Here is a 21103-nt window from a genome sequence, read left to right as displayed (position 1 = left end):
GTGGCGACATGACCTATGGCGGACAGTATCCGAGCACGGGTGGGTTCTCCAGCACGGGTACCGGCCGGCACCGCTCGGTGGGGGCGGACGAGGTCGATCTGACCAAGACGACCGCCTATACCGCCGGGCAATACGCCCAGCCCCGTCCGGAGCCGTATTACGCGCCCGAACCCGACTACCCGGCGGATCCGGTCGAGTTCGACGACCCGGTCGAGCCGTCGGGCGATGGGCGCCCGCCGCGGAGTCCGTGGGTTCTGGCGACCATCGTCGGAATCACCGTCTTCCTCGCGACGATCACCATCGGCGGCACGTTGCTGGCGGTGAACGACAGTCGGGCCCGTCGGGCCGAGAATTATGGCGAAGGTCCGCCGACGTCGACGGTGACGATGACCGAGTCGATCACGACGACGGAGACGACCACGGTCACGTCCACGCCGTCGCGCTCGCCGCGTTCGTCGGCGGCTCCGTACGGCGATGACGACGACTCGTCCTCGGCGGAGACGGCCTCGTCGGGGTGGTATGCCCAGTATGGGTCGTTCACCAGCCTGGACAGTGCGCGCGACCTCGCTTCACGGGTCGGCGCCGAGGTCTACAACGGCGAGGAGTTCGGTCAGCCCGGCCAGTTCGTCGTGGCCCAGCGCGAGTATTCGCAGAGCTCGGCCCGCGACGCCTGTGACATCGCCGAACAGTCGTGCATCGTGAAGCAGGTCGACTAGGCCCTAGGCTGGGATCCATGGCCACCCCTGACGAAGCAGCCGACCTCGCTACGCGACTGCTCGACGCGCACGTCGCCCACGAGCTCGGGCAGCTGCTGGACCCGCAGGCCTTCGAGTCGGCAATCGTCGAGGAGGTCGATCGCTTCCTGGCGATGGCCGACACCCTCACCCTGTCGCAGGCGGTGGATCCCGAGCCCGTGCAAGCCGTGGCGCGCAAGTACGCCGCGCAGGTACCGGTCGAGGGTGCGATCCCGGAACTCGTCGGCGAGATTGCGCGGTTGCTCTACCGGCACGGGGTCAACGACGAGTACCGGTTCTCGGATCTCATCGGGGACCGTCAGTTCGACGAATTGACCACGGCGGTGGGCGAATTGGGCGTCGTCCGACGGATTGTGCGTCGCGTGCTGAGCGAGCCGTCGACCGTCGACACCGCCGTTGAGATGGTGACCCGGGCGGTCGATGCCGCCTTGGAGGAGCCGGAAGCGGCCGGGGAGCCATCCGCCGCGGAACTGTCGGCCTGGTTGCGCAGCCGCGTCGGACGCGGGGCACGCGGCTTGGCACGGTCGGTGCGCCCGGTGATCGACGGCACGGTCGAGCGGGTGACGCGAACCGGCGCGGCGATAGTGCTGCGCGGCAACGAGTCTGATGCCGAGGGACTGCTCGTGGACGCGGCGCGCGAGGTCTGGCGGACCAATCGCGACGAGCCGGTCGGCGCCTATCGGGACCTCGTTGCCGAAGAGGACGTCGACGACATCGTCGTGCTGGTCTTCGAGTTCTGGCGCGAGTTCCGCAACACCGCCTTCCTGCGCACGCTGCTCGACGAGGGTGTGGGCTACGTTTTTGACAAGTACGGCGACACCCCGCTGACCGAGCTGCTGGGTGAGGTCGGGGTCTTCCGTGCCGATCTGATCGAAGAGGGATTGCGGTTCGGGCCGCCGGTCATCGCGAGGCTCCACGAACGGGGATTCCTCGACGAGGTGGTGCGCCACCGGTTGGCCGGCTTCTACCAATCGCCTCGGTTCCGGGCGGCGTTCGAGGAGGGGCAGGGCCCAGTCGGCGGAAGATAGGGCCCACTCGACGGAAGATTAGGGCCCACTCGGCGGAAGATAGGGCCCACTCGGCGGAAATGAGGGCCCAGTCGGCGGTTAGGGAGAGCCGTTGATGACCGCCGCCTTCGCGGCCTGGAACTCGTCGTCGGTCAACAAGCCGCGTTCGTGCAGATCGGCCAGCTTCACCAACTCGTCGACAATGGTCGGATCGGCCGATGGTTCGGGTGGCGGTGGCGTCTTCTTCACGAGGCTGATGCCCGGTGACGGTTGCGGGGCGAGGAGCCGGTCGAGGAACGGTTGGAGGAACTTGCGCTCATCGATCAGCGCGATGCCGAATTCCACCTTGGTGTCGCCGGTTACGCCGATCAGATAGCTGAAGACGAGGCGTTTGTCGAAGTGGACGTCGGTCAGCTCGCCACGGCGGACCTGCAGTTCGATAGGGTGCTCCGACGACTTGGGCACGCCGACGATCCGCTGGTCGGTGACGGCCACCCCGATCGTCACGGGGCCGGCCGACGTGACATCGGCGACGGCCAGGAGCCGTTCATCCGGTGCGAGGAACGCAGCCATGATCCGGGCACAGCTGTTGGCGTTCGCCGACTTGAACATGGGCGACTTGGCGAATTCAGTCACGGTTGCGCCGATCAGGACAGTTCGTAACGCGCGAACTCGGTTCGCGACAGTCTGAAGCCGTAGTTTTGGGGGCCGGTGCAGTAGAGCGCTTCGTTGGACGAGTAGCAGGTGAACTCCGCACCCGAGGCCGAGAAATGCACGGACTCACCGTAATTCAGGACCGGTCCGGGATCGCGCCAGGTGCCCTGCAGAATCGTCGAGCACGGTGGCCGGTCGTACTTGAACCAGCCGACGATCCGGACGCGCTCCTCGGAGTCGCCCTCGTAGAAGCCGCACCGCGAGGCGACCGGAGACTGGTTGGGCCCGTCATGGATCTCGCAGATGAACTCGCTGCCGATAAAGCATCTGATGTTGCTGCTCGGGACGCTGAACGCGTAGGAGGCCACCGACGTCGGCGGGTTCAGCGTGAAGCGGGAGGAGTCCACCGCGGTGTACAACCCAGAGCCGCCCGGTGGCAGCGAGGTGGTCGCGGGCGGCGCCGTGGTCGTGGTGGTCGGCTCCGAAGTTTGCTCGGCGGTGGGCGACGGTTCATCGGACAGCGTCGTCGTCACCGTCACCGTCGGCTTTGCGGAATCGGGCCCGCCGAGGCCGACCCGGTCGCAGGACGCGAGGGCGCCGACGAGCAATGCCGCCGCTGCCGCGGCGAGGACAACCCTGGACTTGGTCATGTGAGCTCCTCCGTTGGCGCCGGGATCAACCGGGTCAGGGCGTGGCTGCGGCGGTTGACCGACTCGCACCCGTCGTCGGTGACGATGACGATGTCTTCGATCCGGGCACCCCACCGGCCGTCGAAGTAGATGCCCGGTTCGACGCTGAACGCCATCCCCGGGGCCAGCACCAGGTCGTTGCCCGCGACGATGTAGGGCTCCTCGTGGACCGACAACCCGATTCCGTGTCCGGTGCGGTGGATGAACTTGTCGGCGAGGCCCGCGGCGGCCAGGCGCTCGCGCGCCACAGCATCGACCGACTCGGCGGTCACCCCGGGGCGAACGGCGGCAACCGCCGCCTGCTGCGCCTCTTCGAGCGCTTCGTAGGCGACGACGATCTCGGCGGGTACATCGCCGAAACAGTAGGTGCGGGTGCAGTCGGAGTTGTAGCCCGGATCGACCGGGCCGCCGATGTCGATGACGACGACGTCGTCGGCCTCGATCACGCGGTCGGAATGCTCGTGGTGGGGATCGGCACCGTTGGGGCCGGACCCGACGATGACGAATGCGGCCGCACTGTGCCCCTCGGCGATCAACGCGTCGGCGATGTCGGCGGCAACCTGCGCCTCGGTGCGACCGGGCCGCAGCCATTCACCCATGCGCGCATGCACGCGGTCGATCGCCGCGCCGGCGCGGCGCAGGGCCTCGATCTCGTCGTCGTCCTTGATCATCCGCAGGTCGCGCAGGATGTCGGTGGCCAGGCGCGGCGCTGTCCCGGTCACCGCCATGAGTGGGACGAGGTGACCGGCCGTCATCGAATCCGACACGGCCACCACAGGATTCGGCGGGAGCCCGGCCAGTGCCAACGCGTAGGGATCCTGACCGTCGACCCAGGGGGAGAAGTCGACACCGAGTTCACCGGCTGCCGAATCGGCGAAGGTGGCGACCTCCAGCCGCGGCACCACCAGGCTGGGATCACCGGCAGCGGGAACGACCAATGCGCTGAGGCGCTCGAAGGTCTGCGCATCCGACCCGATCAGATACTCCAGATCAGGGCCGGGCGTGACGATGAGCGCAGTGACCCCCGCGTCGGCGGCGAGTTGCGCGGCGCGGGTCAGCCGGCGGTCGTAGACGGCGGTGGGGAAGCGGGCGGCCATGATCGCCACCCTATCCGCGCGGAGTGACAGAACGGCCGAGGAACGCCGCCGATCCCATCACGCGGTCCACCGGGATCTCGATGACGACTCGTTGCGGATTCGGCTGGGGCACCCGGTAGCGCAGGCCGTATCGACGCTCGGCCTCGGCGATCCGATCCGGTTCGCGCGACACGCTGACCGGTCCCTCCAGCGTCAACCACCGCGGACCGTCGACGTGGGTGACGGCGGCCCGCTCGCACCGGTCGGCATTGCGGACCTTCTGGCTGCCTTCGCGGGTGATCACCCGGACCAGACCTGCATCCGGGTCGTAGGTGAAGCCCACCGCCACGACGTGCGGGGATCCATCCGCCCGGGTGGTCGCCAGGGTGGCCAGGTGGCGCTCGGTCAAAAAGGCCAGCGCATCGTCAGTCAGGTCATCGGGTCCGCTCACCCGGACAACGGTAGTCGGATCGACCGGGGCTGGTGGGATGGGATACTGACTGCCGTGACTGGATCAATCCTGCTGTTCGGCGGGCGAAGCGAAATCGGCCTGGCCGTGGCGATCCGGATGGCGCAGGGACAACACGTCGTCCTGGCGGCCCGCAGGTCCGACGATCTCGGCGACGAAACGGCCGCCCTGCTCGAGGCCGGGGCCACCGGGGTCGACTGCGTCGAGTTCGACGCGGAGGACACCGATGCGCATCCGGCGCTCATCGCCGAGCTGATGGCGCACGGCCCGGTCGAGACGGCCATTGTCGCCTTCGGGATCCTGGGCGACGCGGCCAAAGCCGAAGCCGACGTGGAGCACGCCCTCCAGATAGCCCGCGTCGACTACCTCGCCCAGGTATCGATCATCACCCTGCTGGCCAACGCGCTGCGGGACCAGGGCAGCGGGACGATCATCGCCTTCTCATCGATCGCCGGGCAGCGCGTGCGCCGTGCCAACTACGTTTACGGCTCGACGAAGGCCGGGCTCGACGGTTTTGCATCGGGGCTGTCGGACGCGCTGCACGGCAGCGGGGTGCGGCTGCTGCTGGTGCGTTCGGGATTCGTCATCGGCGCGATGACCCGCGAACTGATGGAGAGCGGGGTGAAACCGGCGCCGTTCTCCAAGACGGCCGACCAGGTCGCCGACGCCGTCGTGCGCGCTGACCGCCGGGGCAAGACCGTGGTCTGGGTGCCCTGGGCCATCGCGCCGATGACGCTGGTGTTCCGCCTGCTGCCCCGGTCGATCTGGCGCCGGATGCCCCGATGACCGACCGGGAATCCCGCGCCCCGCGGTTCGTCGTCGTCGGAATCGGCGCCGACGGATGGGATGGCCTGTCCGGCGCCGCCCGCCGCGAACTGGTCTCGGCGACCAGGGTTTTCGGGTCGGCCCGCCAATTGGCGCTCCTCGGTTCTGCCGTCGACGCCGAGCAAACGGCGTGGCGCAGCCCGATGAGCGCGCACCTGCGCGGACTGCTCGCCGACCCCGGCCCCACGCCGGTCCACCTGCTGGCCTCCGGCGACCCGATGTTCCACGGTCTCGGCGCCACCGTCGTCGACGCGGTGGGCGCCGCCGACGTCCGGATCCTGACCCATCCGTCCAGCGTGAGCCTGGCCGCCTCACGGTTGGGGTGGGACCTCGGCGGGGTGCGCGTCGTTTCGCTGGTCACCGGCGAGGCCGACGAGGTCGCGGCGCAGGCGGGCGAGGGCCGACGACTGCTGGTCCTGTCGCGTGACGCATCCTCGCCGGCCGCGATTGCGGCAATACTGCGCGAATACGGGTGGGGCGCGTCGTCGATGACGGTGCTCGAGCAACTCGGCGGGCCGGACGAACGCAGGCACGAATCCACCGCCGCGGAATGGTCGCTGCCCGAAGGGGATCCGCTCAACGTGGTGGCCGTCGACTGCGCGGGCCCGGTGCGGCACCTGGCTCCGGGCCTGCCGGACGAGTCCTTCGACCACGACGGCCAGCTCACCAAACAAGCGGTGCGCGCGCTGACCGTCGCCGCCCTCGCCCCCGTCGACGGGCAGGTGCTGTGGGACGTGGGTGCCGGATCGGGCAGCGTCGGCATCGAATGGTTGCGGGTCAATCCGACCGGGCGGGCCGTCGCCGTCGAGCGCGACCCGACACGCTCGGCGCGCATCGCCGCGAACGCGCGACGACACGGCGTGACCGGACGCCTGCGCGTCGTCGACGGGGAGGTCGCGGCCGTCGTGCCGACCCTCGGCGGACCCGGCCCCGACGCGGTCTTCGCCGGTGGCGGGCTCACCCGGGAGGTCTTTTCCCTTCTCTGGCACGCACTCTCGACCGGCGGGACCTTGGTCGCCAACGCCGTCGCGATCCCCACGCAGCAGTTGGTGGTCGATCTCGCCGCCGAGTACGGCGGAACCCTGCGCCGGATTGGGATGGAGGAGGCCGGACCGCTGGGCCGCCTCACCGCGTGGCGCCCGGCACTGCCCATCGTGCAGTGGACCGTGGCGAAGGGCAGCCGATGACCGTCTACTTCATCGGTGCCGGTCCGGGCGCCGCCGACCTCATCACCGTCCGTGGCGCCGAGTTGCTACGGCGCTGCCCGGTCTGCCTGTACGCCGGGTCGTTGGTGCCGGCGCAACTGCTCGACCTATGCCCGCCCGACGCGCAGCGGGTCAACACCGCGCGGATGCCGCTGGAGGAGATCATCGAACGTCTCGTGGTCGCCGACGCCGCCGGGCACGACGTCGCCCGACTGCATTCCGGTGATCCCTCGCTGTACTCGGCGGTCGCCGAGCAACAGCGCCGTCTCCGCGAGAAGGATGTCACCACCGCGATCGTCCCCGGTGTCCCGGCCTTCGCGGCCGCCGCCGCGGCGTTGGACACCGAACTCACCATTCCCGGCGTCGGCCAGAGCCTGCTGATCACCCGGGTCTCCACCCTGTCCACCGACATGCCGCCGGGGGAGACCCTCGCCGAATTGGCGTCGACCGGGGTTACCCTCGCCCTGCACCTGGCGGCCCGTCAGGCCCCGGGCATCGTCGACGCGCTGACGCCGTTTTACGGTGCCGACTGCCCGACCGCGACGGTGGCCTTCGCCAGCCGCGACGACGAGCAGATCGTGCGCAGCCCGCTCGCGGAACTGCCGGCGGCGTTGGCCGCGGCGGGGATCGTGCGCACGGCGGTGATCTTCGTCGGACGGGTGCTGACCAGCGATCCGACGGCCACCGACAGCTACCTCTATTCGCAGGCCCGGGTCGCCAAGATCCGCGGTCGCGACCAGCCCCACCTCGGCCCGGAGACGCTGTGAACGGTCCGGTCTTGATCCTCGGCGGTACCGGGGAGGCGCGCGAGTTGGCCGCCCGCCTCGTCGCCGACGGCATACCCGTCGTGAGTTCACTGGCCGGGCGAGTCGCCAACCCGAGACTCCCAGCCGGGCCGGTGCGGATCGGCGGTTTCGGCGGGGTGGCCGGACTCGCGCGATGGCTGGCGGAGCAAGAACCACGGGTGGTGATCGACGCGACCCACCCCTTCGCCGCGCGCATCTCGCGCCACGCCGTCGAGGCGACATCCCAGACCGGGGTGCCGTTGGTGCGCCTGCTGCGCCCGGCCTGGGAACCCGAGCCGACCGACCGGTGGACGCGTGTGCCCGACATCGCCGCCGCCGCCGAGGCGGTTCAGGACTCGTCGGCGTCGCGGGTGCTGCTCACCACCGGTCGCCAGGACGTCGGAGCCTTCGCCGGCATCACCGGGCCGTGGTTCCTGATCCGCGTCGTCGATCCACCGACCGCGGACCTGCCGCCCGGTCACGAGGTGCTGCGCTCGCGCGGGCCCTACCGGCTCGAGGATGAACGGGAGCTGTTGCGCGCCAACCGGATCGACCTGCTGGTGACCAAGAACAGCGGGGGCGGGCTGACCCGGGCGAAACTGGTCGCAGCGCGGGAACTGGGGATTCCGGTGGTCATGGTGGATCGACCGCCCGAAACAGCGGCCCGGATCGTCAACAGCGTCGAGGACGCTGCCAGAATCGTCGGGGAATAGCGGCCTCGAGGGCATATTGCCCTCGACCCCCCGATTTCTGGACAGTTTCTGTCAGGAGTCGTAGCGGCGAGGCGTGAAAACCAATCGACCGCCGGGGCGCTGTGCGACCGTCGTCGTCGACGAGCCGACGATGACCAGGGTGCGCATGTCCACGACGGACGGGTCGAATTCGCCGAGTGTCGTCGCGGTCAACGCCTCACCGGGCCCCCCGACGTCGCGGCCCAACAAGACCACGCGGTCGGGGGAAACCAGCTCCGACAGCAGGGCTTTCAGGTCCGCGACCTGGTGGTTGCGGCTTGCCGACCCCGGGTTGTAGATCGCCAGCACCAGATCGGCGCCAACCGCCGCCCGTACCCGCTGCTCGATCACCGTCCACGGCTTGAGCCGGTCGGACAGCGAGATGAGGGCCAGGTCGTGGCCGAGCGGGGCGCCGAAGGCGGCCGCCACCGCCGAGGCCGCGGTGACCCCGGGAAGCACCTGTACCGCGACGTCGGCGTAATCCGGCTCGGCGGCCACCTCGGCGACCGCCGTCGCCATGGCGAACACGCCGGGATCGCCCGAGGAGACCACGACCACCCGGCGGCCGCGCCGGGCCAAATCGAGGGCGAACTCGGCTCGCTGCGACTCGACGCGGTTGTCGCTGGCATGAACCTGCTGGCCCGGACGGGCCGTCACCCGGGCGAGGTAGGTGGTGTATCCGACGAGGTCGGTGGCCGCGGCCAACGCGGCGCGCACCTCCGGTGTCTGCTGGCGCGTCGGACCCGGGCCGAGCCCGACGACGGTGACGCCGCCGCGCGAGGCGGGTGCCGGCGCGGCGGCGAGCGGGTTGTTGATGGCGCCGGGCACCACGACCATCGAGAAATAGGGCACCGTCGACGGATCCACCTCGGCGAGGCGGGCAACGCGCTGTCGGTCGGTGGTGGCCCGCTCGACATACCAGGCCTCGTCGAGCCGGCCGGCCCGCTCCAAGGCCGCGCGAACCCGCTCGAACGTGCGCCCGAGCTTGAGTACGGCGATCGCCGAGCCGCTGGCGAGATGCTCGACCAACTCCTCGTCGGGGGCGGTGCCGGGCAGGACGACGAGGTTTTCCTCGCCTTCCACCAGCGGGATGCCCAGCGCGGCGCTGGCCCCCGACACCGAGGTGACCCCGGGGACGATCTCGGTGGGGAAGCGCTGCGCCAGGCGCTTGTGCATGTGCATGTACGAGCTGAAGAACAGCGGGTCGCCCTCGGCGAGGAGGACGACGTCGCGACCGGCGGCGAGGTGGGCGGCGAGCAGTTCCGCGCTGTCGCGGTAGAAGTCGGCCATCGCGCCGTCGTAGCCGCCCGGGTGGTCGACGGTCTCCGTCGTCACCGGGTACATCAGGCGTTCCTCGATCTGACCGTCGCGCAGATAGGGTTCGGCCACGCCGCGGGCGATGCTGCGGCCGTGCCGCGCGCAGTGGTAGGCGACGACGTCGGCGGCGGAGATCAGCCGGGCCGCCTTGACGGTGACCAGTTCGGAATCGCCGGGCCCCAGCCCGACGCCGTAGAGCGTGCCGGTCATCGTTCGCTCGCCGTGGCCAGCGCGTTGACCGCGGCGGCGGTGATCGCCGAACCGCCGCGCCGGCCGAGGACGGTGAGGTACTCCAGGTCGGTGCGGTCGGCCAGTGCCGCGCAGGACTCGGCCGCCCCGACGAAACCGACCGGGGCGCCGACGACGGCCGCCGGTCGGGGCGCGCCGTCGTCGATGAGTTCGAGCAGGGCGAACAAGGCGGTTGGGGCGTTGCCGATTGCGACCACGGCGCCCTCGAGGTGGGGCAGCCACAGTTGCAGCGCGGCGGCGGTGCGAGTGGTGTCGAGCTCGGCGGCGAGGGCAGGCACTCCCGGATCGGAGAGGAAGCACTTCACGTCGTTGTCGGCGGGCAGGCGCCGCCGCGTGATGCCCGAGGCCACCATCGAGGCGTCACACAGGATCGGTGCGCCCGCAGCGAGAGCCGACCGCGCCGCGGTGACGACGCCGGGGGTGGCGCGCACATCCGCGGGGAGGTCGGTCTGGCCGCAGGCGTGGATCATCCGCACGACGACGGTGGCGGCGTCCTCGTCGAATGCCGACAGGTCGGCTTCGGCACGGATGATGGCAAACGAGCGTTCGTAGATCGCGGCGCCGTCGCGCAGGTAGTCGGCCATGACGCCTGAGCCTAGTGCCCGCCCCGGCCGAGGATGCTCTCAGCCGACCCGTGTCCGGCGATAGCTGCCGTCGGGCTGCGCCTCGACCCGGACGTGCGGGACCGTCGGCGAGCCGCATCCGCGCGAGCAGCCGACCCAGTGTTCACGCAGGCCGACCCCGGCTGCCTGTGCTTCGACGTGGCCGGCGGCGTTGGCGCGCACGTCGGTAAGCGACTTGGCGCAACCGGGGGAGCCGGCACAGCAGGAGACCCGGGCCCACGGGGAAGCGGCGTCGAAGATCAGACCCATCGGGGCCAGCACGCGCAGGACGGTGTCGGCGACGGCCTCGGTGAGGTCGACGAGGAGGATCTCGCGGTGCGGGGTGATGATGATCGGGGCGTCCACCGCAGAGAGGAAGGTCGCGGTCCGGGCCGGCAACCGCCCGGCCGGGGTGACCGCGCCGAGCGTGACCGATCCGTCGTCCTGCGGGAGCCATCCGACGAGCGGGGCCGACTCGGTCGCGGGTGGCGTGTCGGCCGGTGGCGATGCCGTGGAATGGCGCGCGTGTAGTCGGGCGGCCGCAGCGGCCTCGAGTTCACCGATCCGCCATGCGGTGCCACGGTTGGCCGCGAAGTCTGCGGCGACGGCGAGCACGGCGTCGACCGCACGGCCCCGGGGTAGGGTGCCGGCCGAACGGCCCCCGACGACGAGGACCGCGGAGTCGTCGGAGCGCCACACGAGTGCCACATCGGGACGGTGGGTGAGGATGTCGCCGCGGCCGTCGTCGATGCCGAACAGGAAGCGCCCGGTCAACCCGGCAACCTCGCCGTCGCGCAGCCGCCGGTCCAATTCGGCAACCGTCGTCTCGACCTGGCCGTGTCCGCCGATCCGACCGGCCAGCGGCGAGGCGAGGATGTTGCGGACGGTGTCGGACGGCCCGTCGGAGCCGAGTCCGGCCGCCAAGATCTCGTGGGCCGCCGCATCGGGATCACCCAGTCCGCGAAGTTGGAGGTTGCCGCGGCTGGTCAGTTCCAGGTGGCCGTCGCCATGGCGTTGCGCCACCTCGCCGACGACCGCCAGCTGGTCGGGGCGGAGCCGCCCGCCCGGCACCCGGATGCGCGCCAACGCGCCGTCGCTCGCGCCGTGCGTGGTGAGCACGCCGGGACAGCGGTCGGCTTCGGCGCGGTGCGGGGCTGTGCGGTGGGGGGCTGGGGGCACCACTCCAGCGTACGACCGAACGGGCGCTCACCTAGGGTGGAGCCCGTGATCCTGCTGCTTTCGACCTCCGACACCGACCTCATCACCGCGGCCGCCAGCGGAGCGCCGTTCACCGTGGCGAACCCGGCCCGAATCCTCGTCGAGGAGATCCCCGACCTGGCGCGCGACGCCGACCTCGTCGTCGTCCGCATCCTGGGCGGCCGGCGGGCGTGGGAAGAGGGCATCGACGCGGTACTGGCCACCGGAAAGCCGGTCGTCGTGCTGTCGGGCGAGCAGCAGCCCGATCCCGACCTGATGGCGTGCTCCACGGTGCCCGCCGGCGTCGCGGCGCAGACGCACAACTATTTCGCCGCCGGCGGCGTCGACAACCTCGTCAACGCGCACAACTTCCTCTCCGACACCGTGCTGCTGACCGGGCTGGGGTTCGGCGAGCCCGAGATCACCCCGATGTGGGGCGTGCTCGAGCGAGAGGCGGCGGCGCTACCTGACGATGCGGTCACCGTCGCGGTGCTCTACTACCGGGCCCAACACCTGGCGGGCAACACCCGCTACGTCGACGCGCTGTGCGAGGCGCTGGAGCATGCCGGGGCCCGGGCGCTGCCGGTGTTCTGCGCGTCACTGCGCACCGCCCCCGACGAACTGATCGACCTGCTCGGCACCGCGGACGCACTGATCGCGACGGTGCTGGCAGCCGGCGGGACCACGCCGGCGGAGGCGTCGGCGGGTGGACAGGACGAGGCGTGGGACGTCGAACGCCTTGCCGCACTGGACATTCCGATTCTGCAGGGACTGGCTGTCACGGGCTCGCGCGAGCAGTGGGAGGCCAATGACGACGGCCTCTCCCCGCTGGACGTCGCCAGCCAGGTCGCGGTCCCGGAGTTCGACGGCCGCATCATCACGGTGCCATTCTCGTTCAAGGAGTTCGACGACGACGGGCTGCCCTGGTACCAGCCAGATCCCGAGCGCTGTGCCCGCGTCGCCGGTATCGCCGTGCGCCACGCGCGGTTGCGCCACCTGCCCAACTCCGACAAGCGGCTGGCCGTCGTGCTGTCGGCGTATCCGACCAAACATGCGCGCATCGGCAATGCCGTCGGCCTGGACACCCCGAAGTCGTTGCTGCGGTTGCTGACCGCGTTGGGCGAACACGGCTACGCACTGGGCGATCAGGCGCAGATCCCGGGTCTGGTTGACGACGACTCCGATGCGCTGATGCACGCCCTCATCGAGGCCGGCGGCCAAGACCCGGCGTGGCTGACCGACGAGGTATTGGCGGCGAACCCGATCCGCGTCGCCGCGTCGGACTACCGGCAGTGGTTCGCAACGCTGCCCGCCGACCTGCGCGAGGCCGTCGAGGAGAAGTGGGGACCGGCGCCGGGCGAACTCTTCGTCGACCGGTCGAGCAACCCCGAGGGCGACATCGTCATCGCGGCCATGGCTTTCGGCAACGTGGTGCTGATGGTGCAACCGCCGCGCGGATTCGGCGAGAACCCCGTCGCGATCTATCACGACCCCGACCTGCCGCCGTCGCACCACTACCTGGCCGCCTACCGCTGGTTGGCCTCGTCGCCGCGCGCCGACGGGTGGGGTTTCGGGGCCGACGCGGTGGTCCACGTGGGCAAGCACGGCAACCTCGAATGGCTGCCGGGCAAGACGCTGGGGATGTCGGCGTCGTGCGGCACCGATGCCGCGCTCGGCGACCTGCCGCTGGTCTACCCCTTCCTGGTCAACGACCCCGGCGAGGGAACGCAGGCCAAGCGACGCGCCCATGCCGTGCTCGTCGACCATCTGATCCCGCCGATGGCCCGGGCCGAGTCGTACGGCGACATCGCACGTCTAGAGCAGCTGCTCGACGAGCACGCCAACATCGCCGCCCTCGATCCGGCCAAGCTCCCTGCCATCCGCCAGCAGATCTGGACGCTGTTGACCGCGGCCAAGATGGACCACGACCTCGGGCTGAGCGAACGGCCTGACGAAGAGGTGTTCGACGACATGCTGCTGCACGTCGACGGATGGCTGTGCGAGATCAAGGACGTCCAGATTCGCGACGGGCTGCACATCCTCGGCGAGGCTCCGGTCGACGAGGCGGAGATCGACCTGGTGCTGGCGATGCTGCGGGCCCGCCAACTGTGGGGCGGCACCCAGGCGCTGCCGGGTTTGCGCGAGGCGCTGGGGCTGACCGAGGGTGACGGCGCTGCCGACGGGGAGCGGACGCACACCGTCGACGCGGTGGAAACCCAGGCGCGCGACCTTGTTTCGCGGTGCCACAAGGGGGACTGGTCCGACGAGGCGGTCGCCGACGCGGCGGCCGGACTGCCCCCGGCGGTGGGCGACGTGCTCCGATTTGCCGCGAGCCAGGTGGTGCCGCGGCTCCGGGCCACCGATCAGGAGGTCAGGCGGGTGCTGCACGCGCTCGACGGCGGGTTCATCCCGGCCGGTCCGAGCGGGTCGCCGCTGCGCGGTCTCATCAACGTGCTGCCCACCGGGCGCAACTTCTACTCCGTGGACCCGAAGGCCGTGCCGAGCAGGCTGGCCTGGGAGACCGGTCGCGCCATGGCCGATTCTCTGCTGGAGCGGTACCTGGCCGATCACGGCGAGTATCCGCGCTCGGTCGGGTTGTCGGTGTGGGGGACCAGTGCGATGCGCACGTCCGGCGACGACATCGCCGAGGTACTGGCCCTGCTCGGCGTCGAGCCGGTGTGGGATGAGGCGTCGCGGCGCGTCGTCGACCTCGATCTCATCGACCTCGCCGAGTTGGGGCGGCCGCGCATCGACGTGACCGTGCGCATCTCCGGCTTCTTCCGCGACGCCTTCCCGCACGTCGTCACAATGCTCGACGACGCGGTCGCCCTCGTTGCGGCGGCCGACGAGCCCGATGAGCAGAATTACGTCGCCGCCCACGTGCGCGAGTCGCTCGCCGAGCACGGCGACCGCCGTCGGGCCACCACGCGGGTCTTCGGCTCCAAGCCGGGGACCTACGGTGCCGGACTGCTGCAGCTGATCGATTCGCAGCAGTGGCGCTCGGACGAGGACTTGGCCGCGGTCTACACCGCGTGGGGCGGGTATGCGTACGGGCGCGAGCTCGACGGCAAGGAGGCGGTCGACGACATGCGCAGTGCCTACCGGCGCATCAACGTCGCGGCCAAGAACACCGATACCCGCGAGCACGACATCGCCGACTCCGACGACTACTTCCAGTACCACGGCGGCATGGTCGCGACGGTCCGCGCGCTCACCGGATCCGACCCGGAGGCCTACATCGGTGACTCGACTCGGCCGGACGCGGTGCGCACCCGCACGCTGTCCGAGGAGACGACCCGCGTGTTCCGGGCACGGGTGGTGAATCCGCGGTGGATCTCGGCGATGCAGCGCCACGGGTACAAGGGCGCTTTCGAGATGGCGGCCACCGTCGACTATCTGTTCGGCTACGACGCCACCACCAACGTCGTCGCAGACTGGATGTACGAGCAGCTCACCGAGTCCTACGTGCTCGACGAGGCGAACCGCGAGTTCTTGGAGAAGTCCAACCCGTGGGCGCTGCACGGCATCACCGAGCGCCTCCTCGAAGCCGCCGAGCGCGACCTGTGGGAGGCGCCGCCCGCCGAGATGCTCGACGAGCTCCGTCGTATCTATTTGGAGACCGAAGGCGACATCGAGGGTCGCGCCGACGACTGATCGACTGGGCCCTCTTTTCCGTCGAGTGGGCCCTCGATCCCGTCGAGTGGGCCCTCGATCCCGTCGAGTGGGCCCTCGAATCAGCAAGTCTTGAATGTGGTGCCCTAGTAGGGGCCTTTGAGGTCGGTGATGTCCCACATCCACACCTGACCCGGCCTGGTGGCCGCCAGCACCGGCGCGGAGCGTGCCCGTCGACGCCGATGACTCTGTGGTGGGCGTGGCGGTAATTCCACGATCTGAATGCCACCGCGGCCAACGCCAGGGCCCAGTCGGCGGGGATGAGGGCCCAGTCGGCGGTTAGGGGGTCGGGGAGGCGGAAGCCACGCGGGCGAGGATGGCGGCGGCCAACTCGTCGGGACGCTCGTCGGGGATCCAGTGCGACGCGCCTTCGACGACGACCAGGTCGAACGGCGCGTCCACATACTTCGCCGATCCGGCGGCCTGTTTGATGCCGAGCGCTGCGTCGTCGTCGCTCCAGACCATTGTCGTCGGCACGGAAACCTTCCCGACCATGGTTTTCGGCGTCGAGAAGGGGAGTGCGCGGTACCAGCCCAAGCCGCCGCGTAGCGCACCGGCGGCGACGATCTCATGGCGGAACCGCTCGATCATCTCCGGCGTCATTCCCATCGAGGCCATTGCCTTGCCGGCCGGGCCGGATTTCGACGCCAGAATCTTCTCGGGGACCCCGGGTAGCTGGAAGAACGCCATGTACCAGGACCGCAGCAGCTGGTTGCTCGTGCCCATCGACCCGACGAAGGCCATCGGGTGGCCCACCGAGACCGCCGTCAAACTTGTCACCTTGTCCGGATACGCCGCGGCGGTGGCCCAGGCCGCGGCGGCGCCCCAGTCGTGCCCGACGATGTGCGCCGGCTTTCCGATCACATCGATCAGGGCGCTCGCATCACCGGCCAGATGCGTCAGCGAATAGGCTTTGCGGCCCTTCGGCCGGGCACCCGGGGAGTATCCGCGCTGGTCGGGCGCGACGGTCCGATATCCCTGTTCGTGCAAGAGTGGGGCCACACGGTCCCACGACGAGGCGCGCTGCGGGAAACCGTGGAGGAGGACGATCGGTTCGCCGTCGGCCGGGCCGGAGTCGACGACGTCGAAGGTCAGTCCGTCGTTGCTGAAGGTTGTGATGGGGGGCACGTTTGTCGAACCTAGCCCCATCGGGAGCAAAATGGGAGTCTCCGACGTTGAGCAGGAAAGACGGAAGGACATTCCCATGAGGATTCGTTGGATCCTGCTGCTGTACATCGTGGTGGAACTCGCCGCGTTCATCGGCCTGTCGTCCTGGCTCGGCGCCGGCTGGGCCATTCTCATCACCCTCGCCGCGGCGGTCGCCGGCTACGTGTTCCTCGCCTCGCGCGGGCGACGCGTCATCGCCGATCTGGGCCGGGCGGCGCGCAACGAGATCCGCCCGAGCGAGCCGCTGCCCGACACCGCACTGTTGGGCATGTCCTCGGTGCTCGTGATCCTGCCCGGCCTGGTGACCAGCCTCCTGGGGGTCGCGCTGATGGCCGGCCCGGTCCGCCGCGCCGCACGCCCGGTGGTCACTGCCTTCGGCGCGCGCCGTTTCGCCGGGCTCGTCTCCGCGGTCGGTGCGCGCACCGTGTTCCTCGGGGGCGAGGTGATCGATGGCGACGTGATCGACAGTGACGTGATCGACGGCGACGTGGTCGCGGGCAGCGTCGTCAACAGCGGTGCGAACGCCCACGGCCCGACGCCGCGGCCCGGGCAACAGCGCCAATTGCCTCCCGCGCACTGACTCCGGGCGGCGGCACGGCAAAATAGCACCCATGGCGACGCAACTGCTGTGCGGTGGCACCATCCACACGCCCGCCAACCCGGACGCGACGGCGATGGCCGTCGCCGATGGCATGGTCGTGTGGGTCGGCTACGACGACGTCGGTCGGCGGCTGCACCCCGATGCCGAGGTCATCGACCTCGACGGCCGCTTCGTCGGCCCCGGGTTTGTCGACTCCCACGTGCATCTCACCGCGACCGGGCTGGCCACCACCGGTCTGGACCTGTCGCAAGCGCGCAGCCGCAGCGACTTCCTCGCACGGCTGCGCACCCATGCTCAGCAACTCCCAGCCGACGAGGTCGTCTGGGCCCACGGATGGGACGAGTCGGCCTGGTCGGGCGCCGACGCGCAGGACGCCCTCCCACCGACGACGGCGCAGATCGACGACGCGGTCGGGCCGCGCCCGGCCTATCTGATCCGCGTCGACGAGCATTCCGCGCTCGTCTCCACAGCGTTGCGTGCCCGGGTCGACGGGTTGTCTGGCCTCGCCGGCCACTCGGCGGACGGCGCGGTGACCGCCGAGGCCCACCACGCGGTCCGCGCAGCGGCGCGACAAGCGCTGACCCCGTCGGTCCGGACCGAGGCGCGACGCCGCGCACTGGATGCGATGGCCGAGCTCGGCGTCGTGTCCGTGCACGAGAACGGCGGGCCCGAGATCGGCGGCCTCGACGACTTCCGCGAAGTGCTCGCGACCGACACCGGCATCGAGGTCGTCGGGCTGTGGGGGGAGGCGGTCGCCGACGTCGAGCACGCGCGCAACTTGCTCGCGACGACGGGCGCCTGGGGATTGGCCGGCGACGTCTTCGTCGACGGGTCGCTCGGGTCGCACACCGCGTGGCTGGACCAGCCGTACACCGACGCCCCAGACACCCGCGGAACCGCCTACCTCGACGCCGATCGCGTCTACGCCCACCTGCGGGCGTTGACCGAGTTGCGCCGCCAGGGTGGGTTTCACGTCATCGGCGACGCGGCGATGGCAACGGTCACCGGCGCGTTGGCGCGGCTGGCCGACGAGGTGGGCACCCCGGCCGTCGCGGCATGCGCCCACCGCGTCGAGCACGCCGAGATGGTCACCGACGCCCAGCGCGAGGTGCTGGCCCGCTGCGGCGTGATCGCCGTGATGCAACCGGCCTTCGACGCCCGGTGGGGCGGCCCCGGTCAGCTGTACGAGCAGCGGCTCGGCACCCCCCGCTACTCGACGCTCAACGACTTCGCGGCACTTGCCAAAGCCGGTGTGGCGCTGGCCTTCTCGTCGGATTCGCCGGTGACCCCGGTCTCGCCGTGGGCCACCGTCGGCGCGGCCGTCGGGCATCACCGGTCCGCGTCGGCGGTGTCGGCGCGTGCCGCGTACGGAGCTTGCACCCGCGGCGGCTGGCGGGCCGCCGGGCGCAACGACGGCCTCACGGGGGTGCTGGTACCCGGTGCACCGGCGAGCTACGCGGTGTTCGACGTCGACCGTCTCGTGGTCGCCGGTTCCGACGACAAGGTCCAGCGCTGGTCGACCGACCCCCGCTCCCGGGTCCCGGCGCTGCCCGACGTGTCGCCCGGCGCCGCTGCGCCGACCTGCGTGCGAACGGTCCACCGGGACACCATCCTTTACGACTCCGGTGCCCTGGGTTCGGCGGCGGGGACCGCATGACCCGTCTGATCCGACCCGCGGCCGCGCTGGCCGCCGGGCTGGCCATGTGGGCCGCCTTCCCGCCGAGCAACCTGTGGTTCCTCGCGGTGGTCTCGCTCGGCGTACTGGCCGTCGTCATCGGCACCGGGGATTGCCGGGTCCGCGACGGCGCACTGGCGGGACTGCTCTTCGGGGCCGGGTTCTACGTGCCGCTGCTGCCGTGGATCGGTGAGTACGTCGGCCCGCTCCCGTGGTTGGCCCTGGCGGCCGCTTTGGCCGCGTACACCGCCTTGTTCGGCGCGATGGCGGCGGTCAGCATGCGCCTGCCGCTGCCGCCGCTCTGGTTCGCCCTGACCTGGGTCCTCGTCGAGGTCCTGCGATCCTCCTTCCCCTTCGGTGGATTCCCGTGGGGCAGAACGGCGTTCAGTCAGGCCGACGGGCCACTGCTGCCGCTGGCATCGCTCGTCGGCGCCACCGGGCTCACGTTCGGCGTCGCGCTCTTCGGCGCCTCGGTGGCGTGGGTGTTCGTACTCGGCTTCCGGGCCTGGCGGCGGGGCCCGCGACCGGCGACCGAGGAACACCGCGCGGTGTCGGCCGGGGTGGTCACCGCCGTCGTGACGGTCCTGCTGGCGCTGTCGGCCCCCCTGTTGGCCATCCTGGTCACGCCGGGCAGCCTGGACCGCGTCCTGTCCCCGACGACGACGAGGGTGGCCGTGGTGCAGGGGAACGTGCCGCGCCTCGGGTTGGACTTCAACGCACAGCGACGAGCCGTTCTCGACTACCACGTCCGCGAGACCATGCACCTGGCGCAGGACATTGCGCGCGGCCGCACGCCGGCGCCCGACGTCGTGGTGTGGCCGGAGAACGCGTCCGACATCTCACCGCTGGACAATCCCGATGCGGCGGCCGAGATCGAGGCCGCGGCCAAGGCGGTCAAGGCGCCGATCGTGTTGGGCACCATCGTGGCCGGCCCGGACGGGACCCCGCGCAACACGGTCCTGGTGTGGGATCCGACGCAGGGGATCGTCGACCGCTACGACAAGCACATCATCCAGCCGTTCGGCGAGTACCTGCCGTGGCGCGGCTTCTTCCGGTTGTTCTCCTCCTATGCCGACCTGGCCGGGGATTTCCGGCCGGGGAGCGGCCCGTCGGTGGTTCGCATCCCGGCAAAATCCGGTCCAGTGGTCGCAGGAGTCGCGACGTGCTGGGAGATCGCCTTCGACCGGGCGGCGCGCGCCTCGGTCGAGCAGGGCGCCCAAGTGTTGATCGTCCCGACCAACAATGCGACCTTCGGGCGGTCGGCGATGACCTACCAGCAACTGGCGATGTCGCAGGTACGGGCGGTCGAGCACGGTCGGACCGTTTTGGTCGCCGCCACCTCGGGCGTCAGCGCGATCATCGCCCCGGACGGCACGATCACCGCGCGCACCGAGGTGTTCACCCCGGCGGTGCTGGCGGACAAGGTGCCGCTGCGCACCGAGCGCACCGTGGCCACCCGTCTGGGCGGGATCCCGACCGTCGTCCTGTGTATTGCAGCGGTCGCCGCGTTTTTGTTCGCCCTGGCCACGCATACTAAGTTCAGTCGGAACCCGTTGCGCGGCACAGCCGGGCAAACGGACGAAGCAAAGGAGCTCGATGAGTAACGTGATCGGCCCGACCGGTGAGAACGTGCTGGTGGTCATCCCGACGTACAACGAGAGTGAGAACCTCCCGATCATCGTCGACCGGCTGCTGTCGGCCTTGGCCGGGGTGCACGTCCTCGTCGTCGACGACTCCAGCCCCGACGGAACCGGTGAGATCGCCGACCGGCTGGCCGCCGAGGACGAGGCCGGCCGGATCCACGTGCTGCACCGGACGGAGAAGGACGGCTTGGGCAAGGCCTACCTCGCCGGATTCACCTGGGGCCTCGCCCGCGAGTACGCGGTCCTGGTGGAGATGGATGCCGACGGCTCGCACGCCCCCGAGCAACTGCACCGGCTGCTCGACGCGGTGAACGCGGGCGCCGACCTGGCCATCGGGTCGCGGTACGTGACGGGCGGGTCCACGGTCAACTGGCCCAAGCGCCGGGAGTTCCTCTCCCGCGGGGCCAACACTTACGCCCGTCTGGCGTTGGGCTCGTCGATCCGCGACATCACCGCCGGATTCCGGGCGTATCGCCGCGAGGTGTTGGAGAGCTTCGACTTCGCCGCCATCGACTCGGCCGGCTACTGCTTCCAGATCGATCTGGCCTGGCGCGCGGTGCAGGGCGGGTTCACCGTCACCGAGGTGCCGATCACGTTCACCGAGCGCGCCATCGGCGAATCCAAGATGGACGGCGGGGTCATCACCGAGGCTTTCCTGCAGGTCGCCCGATGGGGGATGGACAGCCGGTTCGGCCGCAGCAAGCACGGCTAGGCACCCGCCCTACTACCGACATAAACGACTGAGCCCGGCCGCGTGATGCGGCCGGGCTCAGTCGATCAGGTT

The 21103-nt window shown here is 70.5% G+C and carries 19 protein-coding genes; 11 read left to right on the top strand and 8 right to left on the bottom strand.

What is annotated here, in order from left to right; genetic code table 11:
• The first annotated feature begins 8 nt into the window (after window positions 1–8).
• A complete protein-coding gene (locus tag nbrcactino_RS10190; RefSeq protein WP_161927246.1) occupies window positions 9–716 on the top strand; it encodes a hypothetical protein in 708 nt (235 codons plus the stop codon).
• A gap of 17 nt (window positions 717–733) precedes the next feature.
• On the top strand, window positions 734–1783 hold the full coding sequence (locus nbrcactino_RS10185) for a hypothetical protein (protein ID WP_161927245.1): 1050 nt from the start codon (window positions 734–736) through the stop codon (window positions 1781–1783).
• A 78-nt stretch (window positions 1784–1861) separates the two neighbouring features.
• On the opposite strand, the gene nbrcactino_RS10180 is transcribed toward nbrcactino_RS10185, so the two are convergent.
• Genes nbrcactino_RS10180 through nbrcactino_RS10165 form a run of 4 tightly spaced genes read right to left on the bottom strand, consistent with a single transcriptional unit; the run spans window position 1862 to window position 4632 of the window.
• Window positions 1862–2398, bottom strand: coding sequence for an SHOCT domain-containing protein (locus nbrcactino_RS10180; RefSeq protein WP_161927244.1), 537 nt, complete (start codon window positions 2396–2398; stop codon window positions 1862–1864).
• Window positions 2399–2409: 11 nt separating this feature from the next.
• Complete coding sequence (locus nbrcactino_RS10175) at window positions 2410–3066, bottom strand: hypothetical protein (RefSeq protein ID WP_161927243.1); 657 nt, start codon at window positions 3064–3066, stop codon at window positions 2410–2412.
• Window positions 3063–4202 carry a M24 family metallopeptidase gene (locus nbrcactino_RS10170; protein ID WP_161927242.1) on the bottom strand — a complete coding sequence of 380 codons (1140 nt, stop codon included), beginning with the start codon at window positions 4200–4202 and terminating at the stop codon, window positions 3063–3065. The genes nbrcactino_RS10175 and nbrcactino_RS10170 overlap by 4 nt, the downstream gene beginning before the upstream one ends.
• A gap of 10 nt (window positions 4203–4212) precedes the next feature.
• On the bottom strand, window positions 4213–4632 hold the full coding sequence (locus nbrcactino_RS10165) for a pyridoxamine 5'-phosphate oxidase family protein (RefSeq protein ID WP_161927241.1): 420 nt from the start codon (window positions 4630–4632) through the stop codon (window positions 4213–4215).
• A gap of 54 nt (window positions 4633–4686) precedes the next feature.
• On the opposite strand from nbrcactino_RS10165, the gene dprE2 reads away from it, so the two are divergent.
• From dprE2 to nbrcactino_RS10145, 4 genes are read left to right on the top strand one after another with little or no spacing between them, the layout of a single operon-like run.
• The gene (gene dprE2 / locus nbrcactino_RS10160; RefSeq protein ID WP_161927240.1) at window positions 4687–5436 is read left to right on the top strand and encodes a decaprenylphospho-beta-D-erythro-pentofuranosid-2-ulose 2-reductase; all 750 of its coding nucleotides are present in this window, start codon (window positions 4687–4689) and stop codon (window positions 5434–5436) included.
• Complete coding sequence (cbiE, locus tag nbrcactino_RS10155; protein ID WP_161927239.1) at window positions 5433–6662, top strand: precorrin-6y C5,15-methyltransferase (decarboxylating) subunit CbiE; 1230 nt, start codon at window positions 5433–5435, stop codon at window positions 6660–6662. Before dprE2 ends, cbiE begins: the two co-directional genes overlap by 4 nt.
• Window positions 6659–7447: a cobalt-precorrin-4/precorrin-4 C(11)-methyltransferase gene (locus tag nbrcactino_RS10150; RefSeq protein WP_161927238.1), complete on the top strand. Its 789-nt coding sequence runs from the start codon at window positions 6659–6661 to the stop codon at window positions 7445–7447. The genes cbiE and nbrcactino_RS10150 overlap by 4 nt, the downstream gene beginning before the upstream one ends.
• Window positions 7444–8178: a cobalt-precorrin-6A reductase gene (locus nbrcactino_RS10145; RefSeq protein WP_161927237.1), complete on the top strand. Its 735-nt coding sequence runs from the start codon at window positions 7444–7446 to the stop codon at window positions 8176–8178. Before nbrcactino_RS10150 ends, nbrcactino_RS10145 begins: the two co-directional genes overlap by 4 nt.
• Window positions 8179–8229: 51 nt before the next feature.
• Here the strand turns inward: nbrcactino_RS10145 and nbrcactino_RS10140 are convergent, their stop codons facing one another.
• Genes nbrcactino_RS10140 through cobG form a run of 3 tightly spaced genes read right to left on the bottom strand, consistent with a single transcriptional unit; the run spans window position 8230 to window position 11543 of the window.
• Window positions 8230–9723 (bottom strand): precorrin-2 C(20)-methyltransferase, encoded by a 1494-nt coding sequence (locus nbrcactino_RS10140; protein ID WP_161927236.1) that lies wholly within the window; start codon window positions 9721–9723, stop codon window positions 8230–8232.
• Window positions 9720–10346: a precorrin-8X methylmutase gene (locus tag nbrcactino_RS10135; protein ID WP_161927235.1), complete on the bottom strand. Its 627-nt coding sequence runs from the start codon at window positions 10344–10346 to the stop codon at window positions 9720–9722. Before nbrcactino_RS10135 ends, nbrcactino_RS10140 begins: the two co-directional genes overlap by 4 nt.
• Window positions 10347–10385: 39 nt before the next feature.
• The gene (gene cobG, locus nbrcactino_RS10130) at window positions 10386–11543 is read right to left on the bottom strand and encodes a precorrin-3B synthase (protein WP_161927234.1); all 1158 of its coding nucleotides are present in this window, start codon (window positions 11541–11543) and stop codon (window positions 10386–10388) included.
• A gap of 45 nt (window positions 11544–11588) precedes the next feature.
• Here cobG and cobN point away from each other — a divergent pair, with 45 nt between their 5' ends.
• Complete coding sequence (cobN, locus tag nbrcactino_RS10125) at window positions 11589–15215, top strand: cobaltochelatase subunit CobN (protein WP_161927233.1); 3627 nt, start codon at window positions 11589–11591, stop codon at window positions 15213–15215.
• 297 nt (window positions 15216–15512) lie between these two features.
• Here cobN and nbrcactino_RS10120 read toward each other — a convergent pair whose 3' ends face one another.
• Window positions 15513–16382 carry an alpha/beta fold hydrolase gene (locus nbrcactino_RS10120; RefSeq protein ID WP_161927232.1) on the bottom strand — a complete coding sequence of 290 codons (870 nt, stop codon included), beginning with the start codon at window positions 16380–16382 and terminating at the stop codon, window positions 15513–15515.
• A gap of 55 nt (window positions 16383–16437) precedes the next feature.
• On the opposite strand from nbrcactino_RS10120, the gene nbrcactino_RS10115 reads away from it, so the two are divergent.
• Genes nbrcactino_RS10115 through nbrcactino_RS10100 form a run of 4 tightly spaced genes read left to right on the top strand, consistent with a single transcriptional unit; the run spans window position 16438 to window position 21031 of the window.
• Window positions 16438–16980: an FxsA family protein gene (locus nbrcactino_RS10115; RefSeq protein WP_161927231.1), complete on the top strand. Its 543-nt coding sequence runs from the start codon at window positions 16438–16440 to the stop codon at window positions 16978–16980.
• 31 nt (window positions 16981–17011) lie between these two features.
• Window positions 17012–18658, top strand: a complete 1647-nt coding sequence (locus tag nbrcactino_RS10110; RefSeq protein ID WP_161927230.1) for an amidohydrolase — start codon at window positions 17012–17014, stop codon at window positions 18656–18658.
• Window positions 18655–20280, top strand: coding sequence for an apolipoprotein N-acyltransferase (lnt, locus tag nbrcactino_RS10105; protein ID WP_161927229.1), 1626 nt, complete (start codon window positions 18655–18657; stop codon window positions 20278–20280). Before nbrcactino_RS10110 ends, lnt begins: the two co-directional genes overlap by 4 nt.
• Window positions 20273–21031 carry a polyprenol monophosphomannose synthase gene (locus tag nbrcactino_RS10100; RefSeq protein WP_161927228.1) on the top strand — a complete coding sequence of 253 codons (759 nt, stop codon included), beginning with the start codon at window positions 20273–20275 and terminating at the stop codon, window positions 21029–21031. Before lnt ends, nbrcactino_RS10100 begins: the two co-directional genes overlap by 8 nt.
• The last annotated feature ends 72 nt before the right edge of the window (window positions 21032–21103 follow it).

This window comes from Gordonia crocea, from assembly GCF_009932435.1.
GTDB lineage: Bacteria > Actinomycetota > Actinomycetes > Mycobacteriales > Mycobacteriaceae > Gordonia > Gordonia crocea.
This window is presented reverse-complemented; position numbering and strand designations above follow the sequence as displayed.

Coding starts and splice junctions, on each gene's coding strand:
- nbrcactino_RS10190 (WP_161927246.1), top strand. CDS start 9: ATGACCTATGGCGGACAGTATCCGAGCACGGGTGGGTTCTCCAGCACG.
- nbrcactino_RS10185 (WP_161927245.1), top strand. CDS start 734: ATGGCCACCCCTGACGAAGCAGCCGACCTCGCTACGCGACTGCTCGAC.
- nbrcactino_RS10175 (WP_161927243.1), bottom strand. CDS start 3,066: ATGACCAAGTCCAGGGTTGTCCTCGCCGCGGCAGCGGCGGCATTGCTC.
- nbrcactino_RS10170 (WP_161927242.1), bottom strand. CDS start 4,202: ATGGCCGCCCGCTTCCCCACCGCCGTCTACGACCGCCGGCTGACCCGC.
- cbiE (WP_161927239.1), top strand. CDS start 5,433: ATGACCGACCGGGAATCCCGCGCCCCGCGGTTCGTCGTCGTCGGAATC.
- nbrcactino_RS10150 (WP_161927238.1), top strand. CDS start 6,659: ATGACCGTCTACTTCATCGGTGCCGGTCCGGGCGCCGCCGACCTCATC.
- nbrcactino_RS10140 (WP_161927236.1), bottom strand. CDS start 9,723: ATGACCGGCACGCTCTACGGCGTCGGGCTGGGGCCCGGCGATTCCGAA.
- nbrcactino_RS10135 (WP_161927235.1), bottom strand. CDS start 10,346: ATGGCCGACTACCTGCGCGACGGCGCCGCGATCTACGAACGCTCGTTT.
- nbrcactino_RS10120 (WP_161927232.1), bottom strand. CDS start 16,382: ATGGGGCTAGGTTCGACAAACGTGCCCCCCATCACAACCTTCAGCAAC.
- nbrcactino_RS10115 (WP_161927231.1), top strand. CDS start 16,438: ATGAGGATTCGTTGGATCCTGCTGCTGTACATCGTGGTGGAACTCGCC.
- nbrcactino_RS10110 (WP_161927230.1), top strand. CDS start 17,012: ATGGCGACGCAACTGCTGTGCGGTGGCACCATCCACACGCCCGCCAAC.
- lnt (WP_161927229.1), top strand. CDS start 18,655: ATGACCCGTCTGATCCGACCCGCGGCCGCGCTGGCCGCCGGGCTGGCC.
- nbrcactino_RS10100 (WP_161927228.1), top strand. CDS start 20,273: ATGAGTAACGTGATCGGCCCGACCGGTGAGAACGTGCTGGTGGTCATC.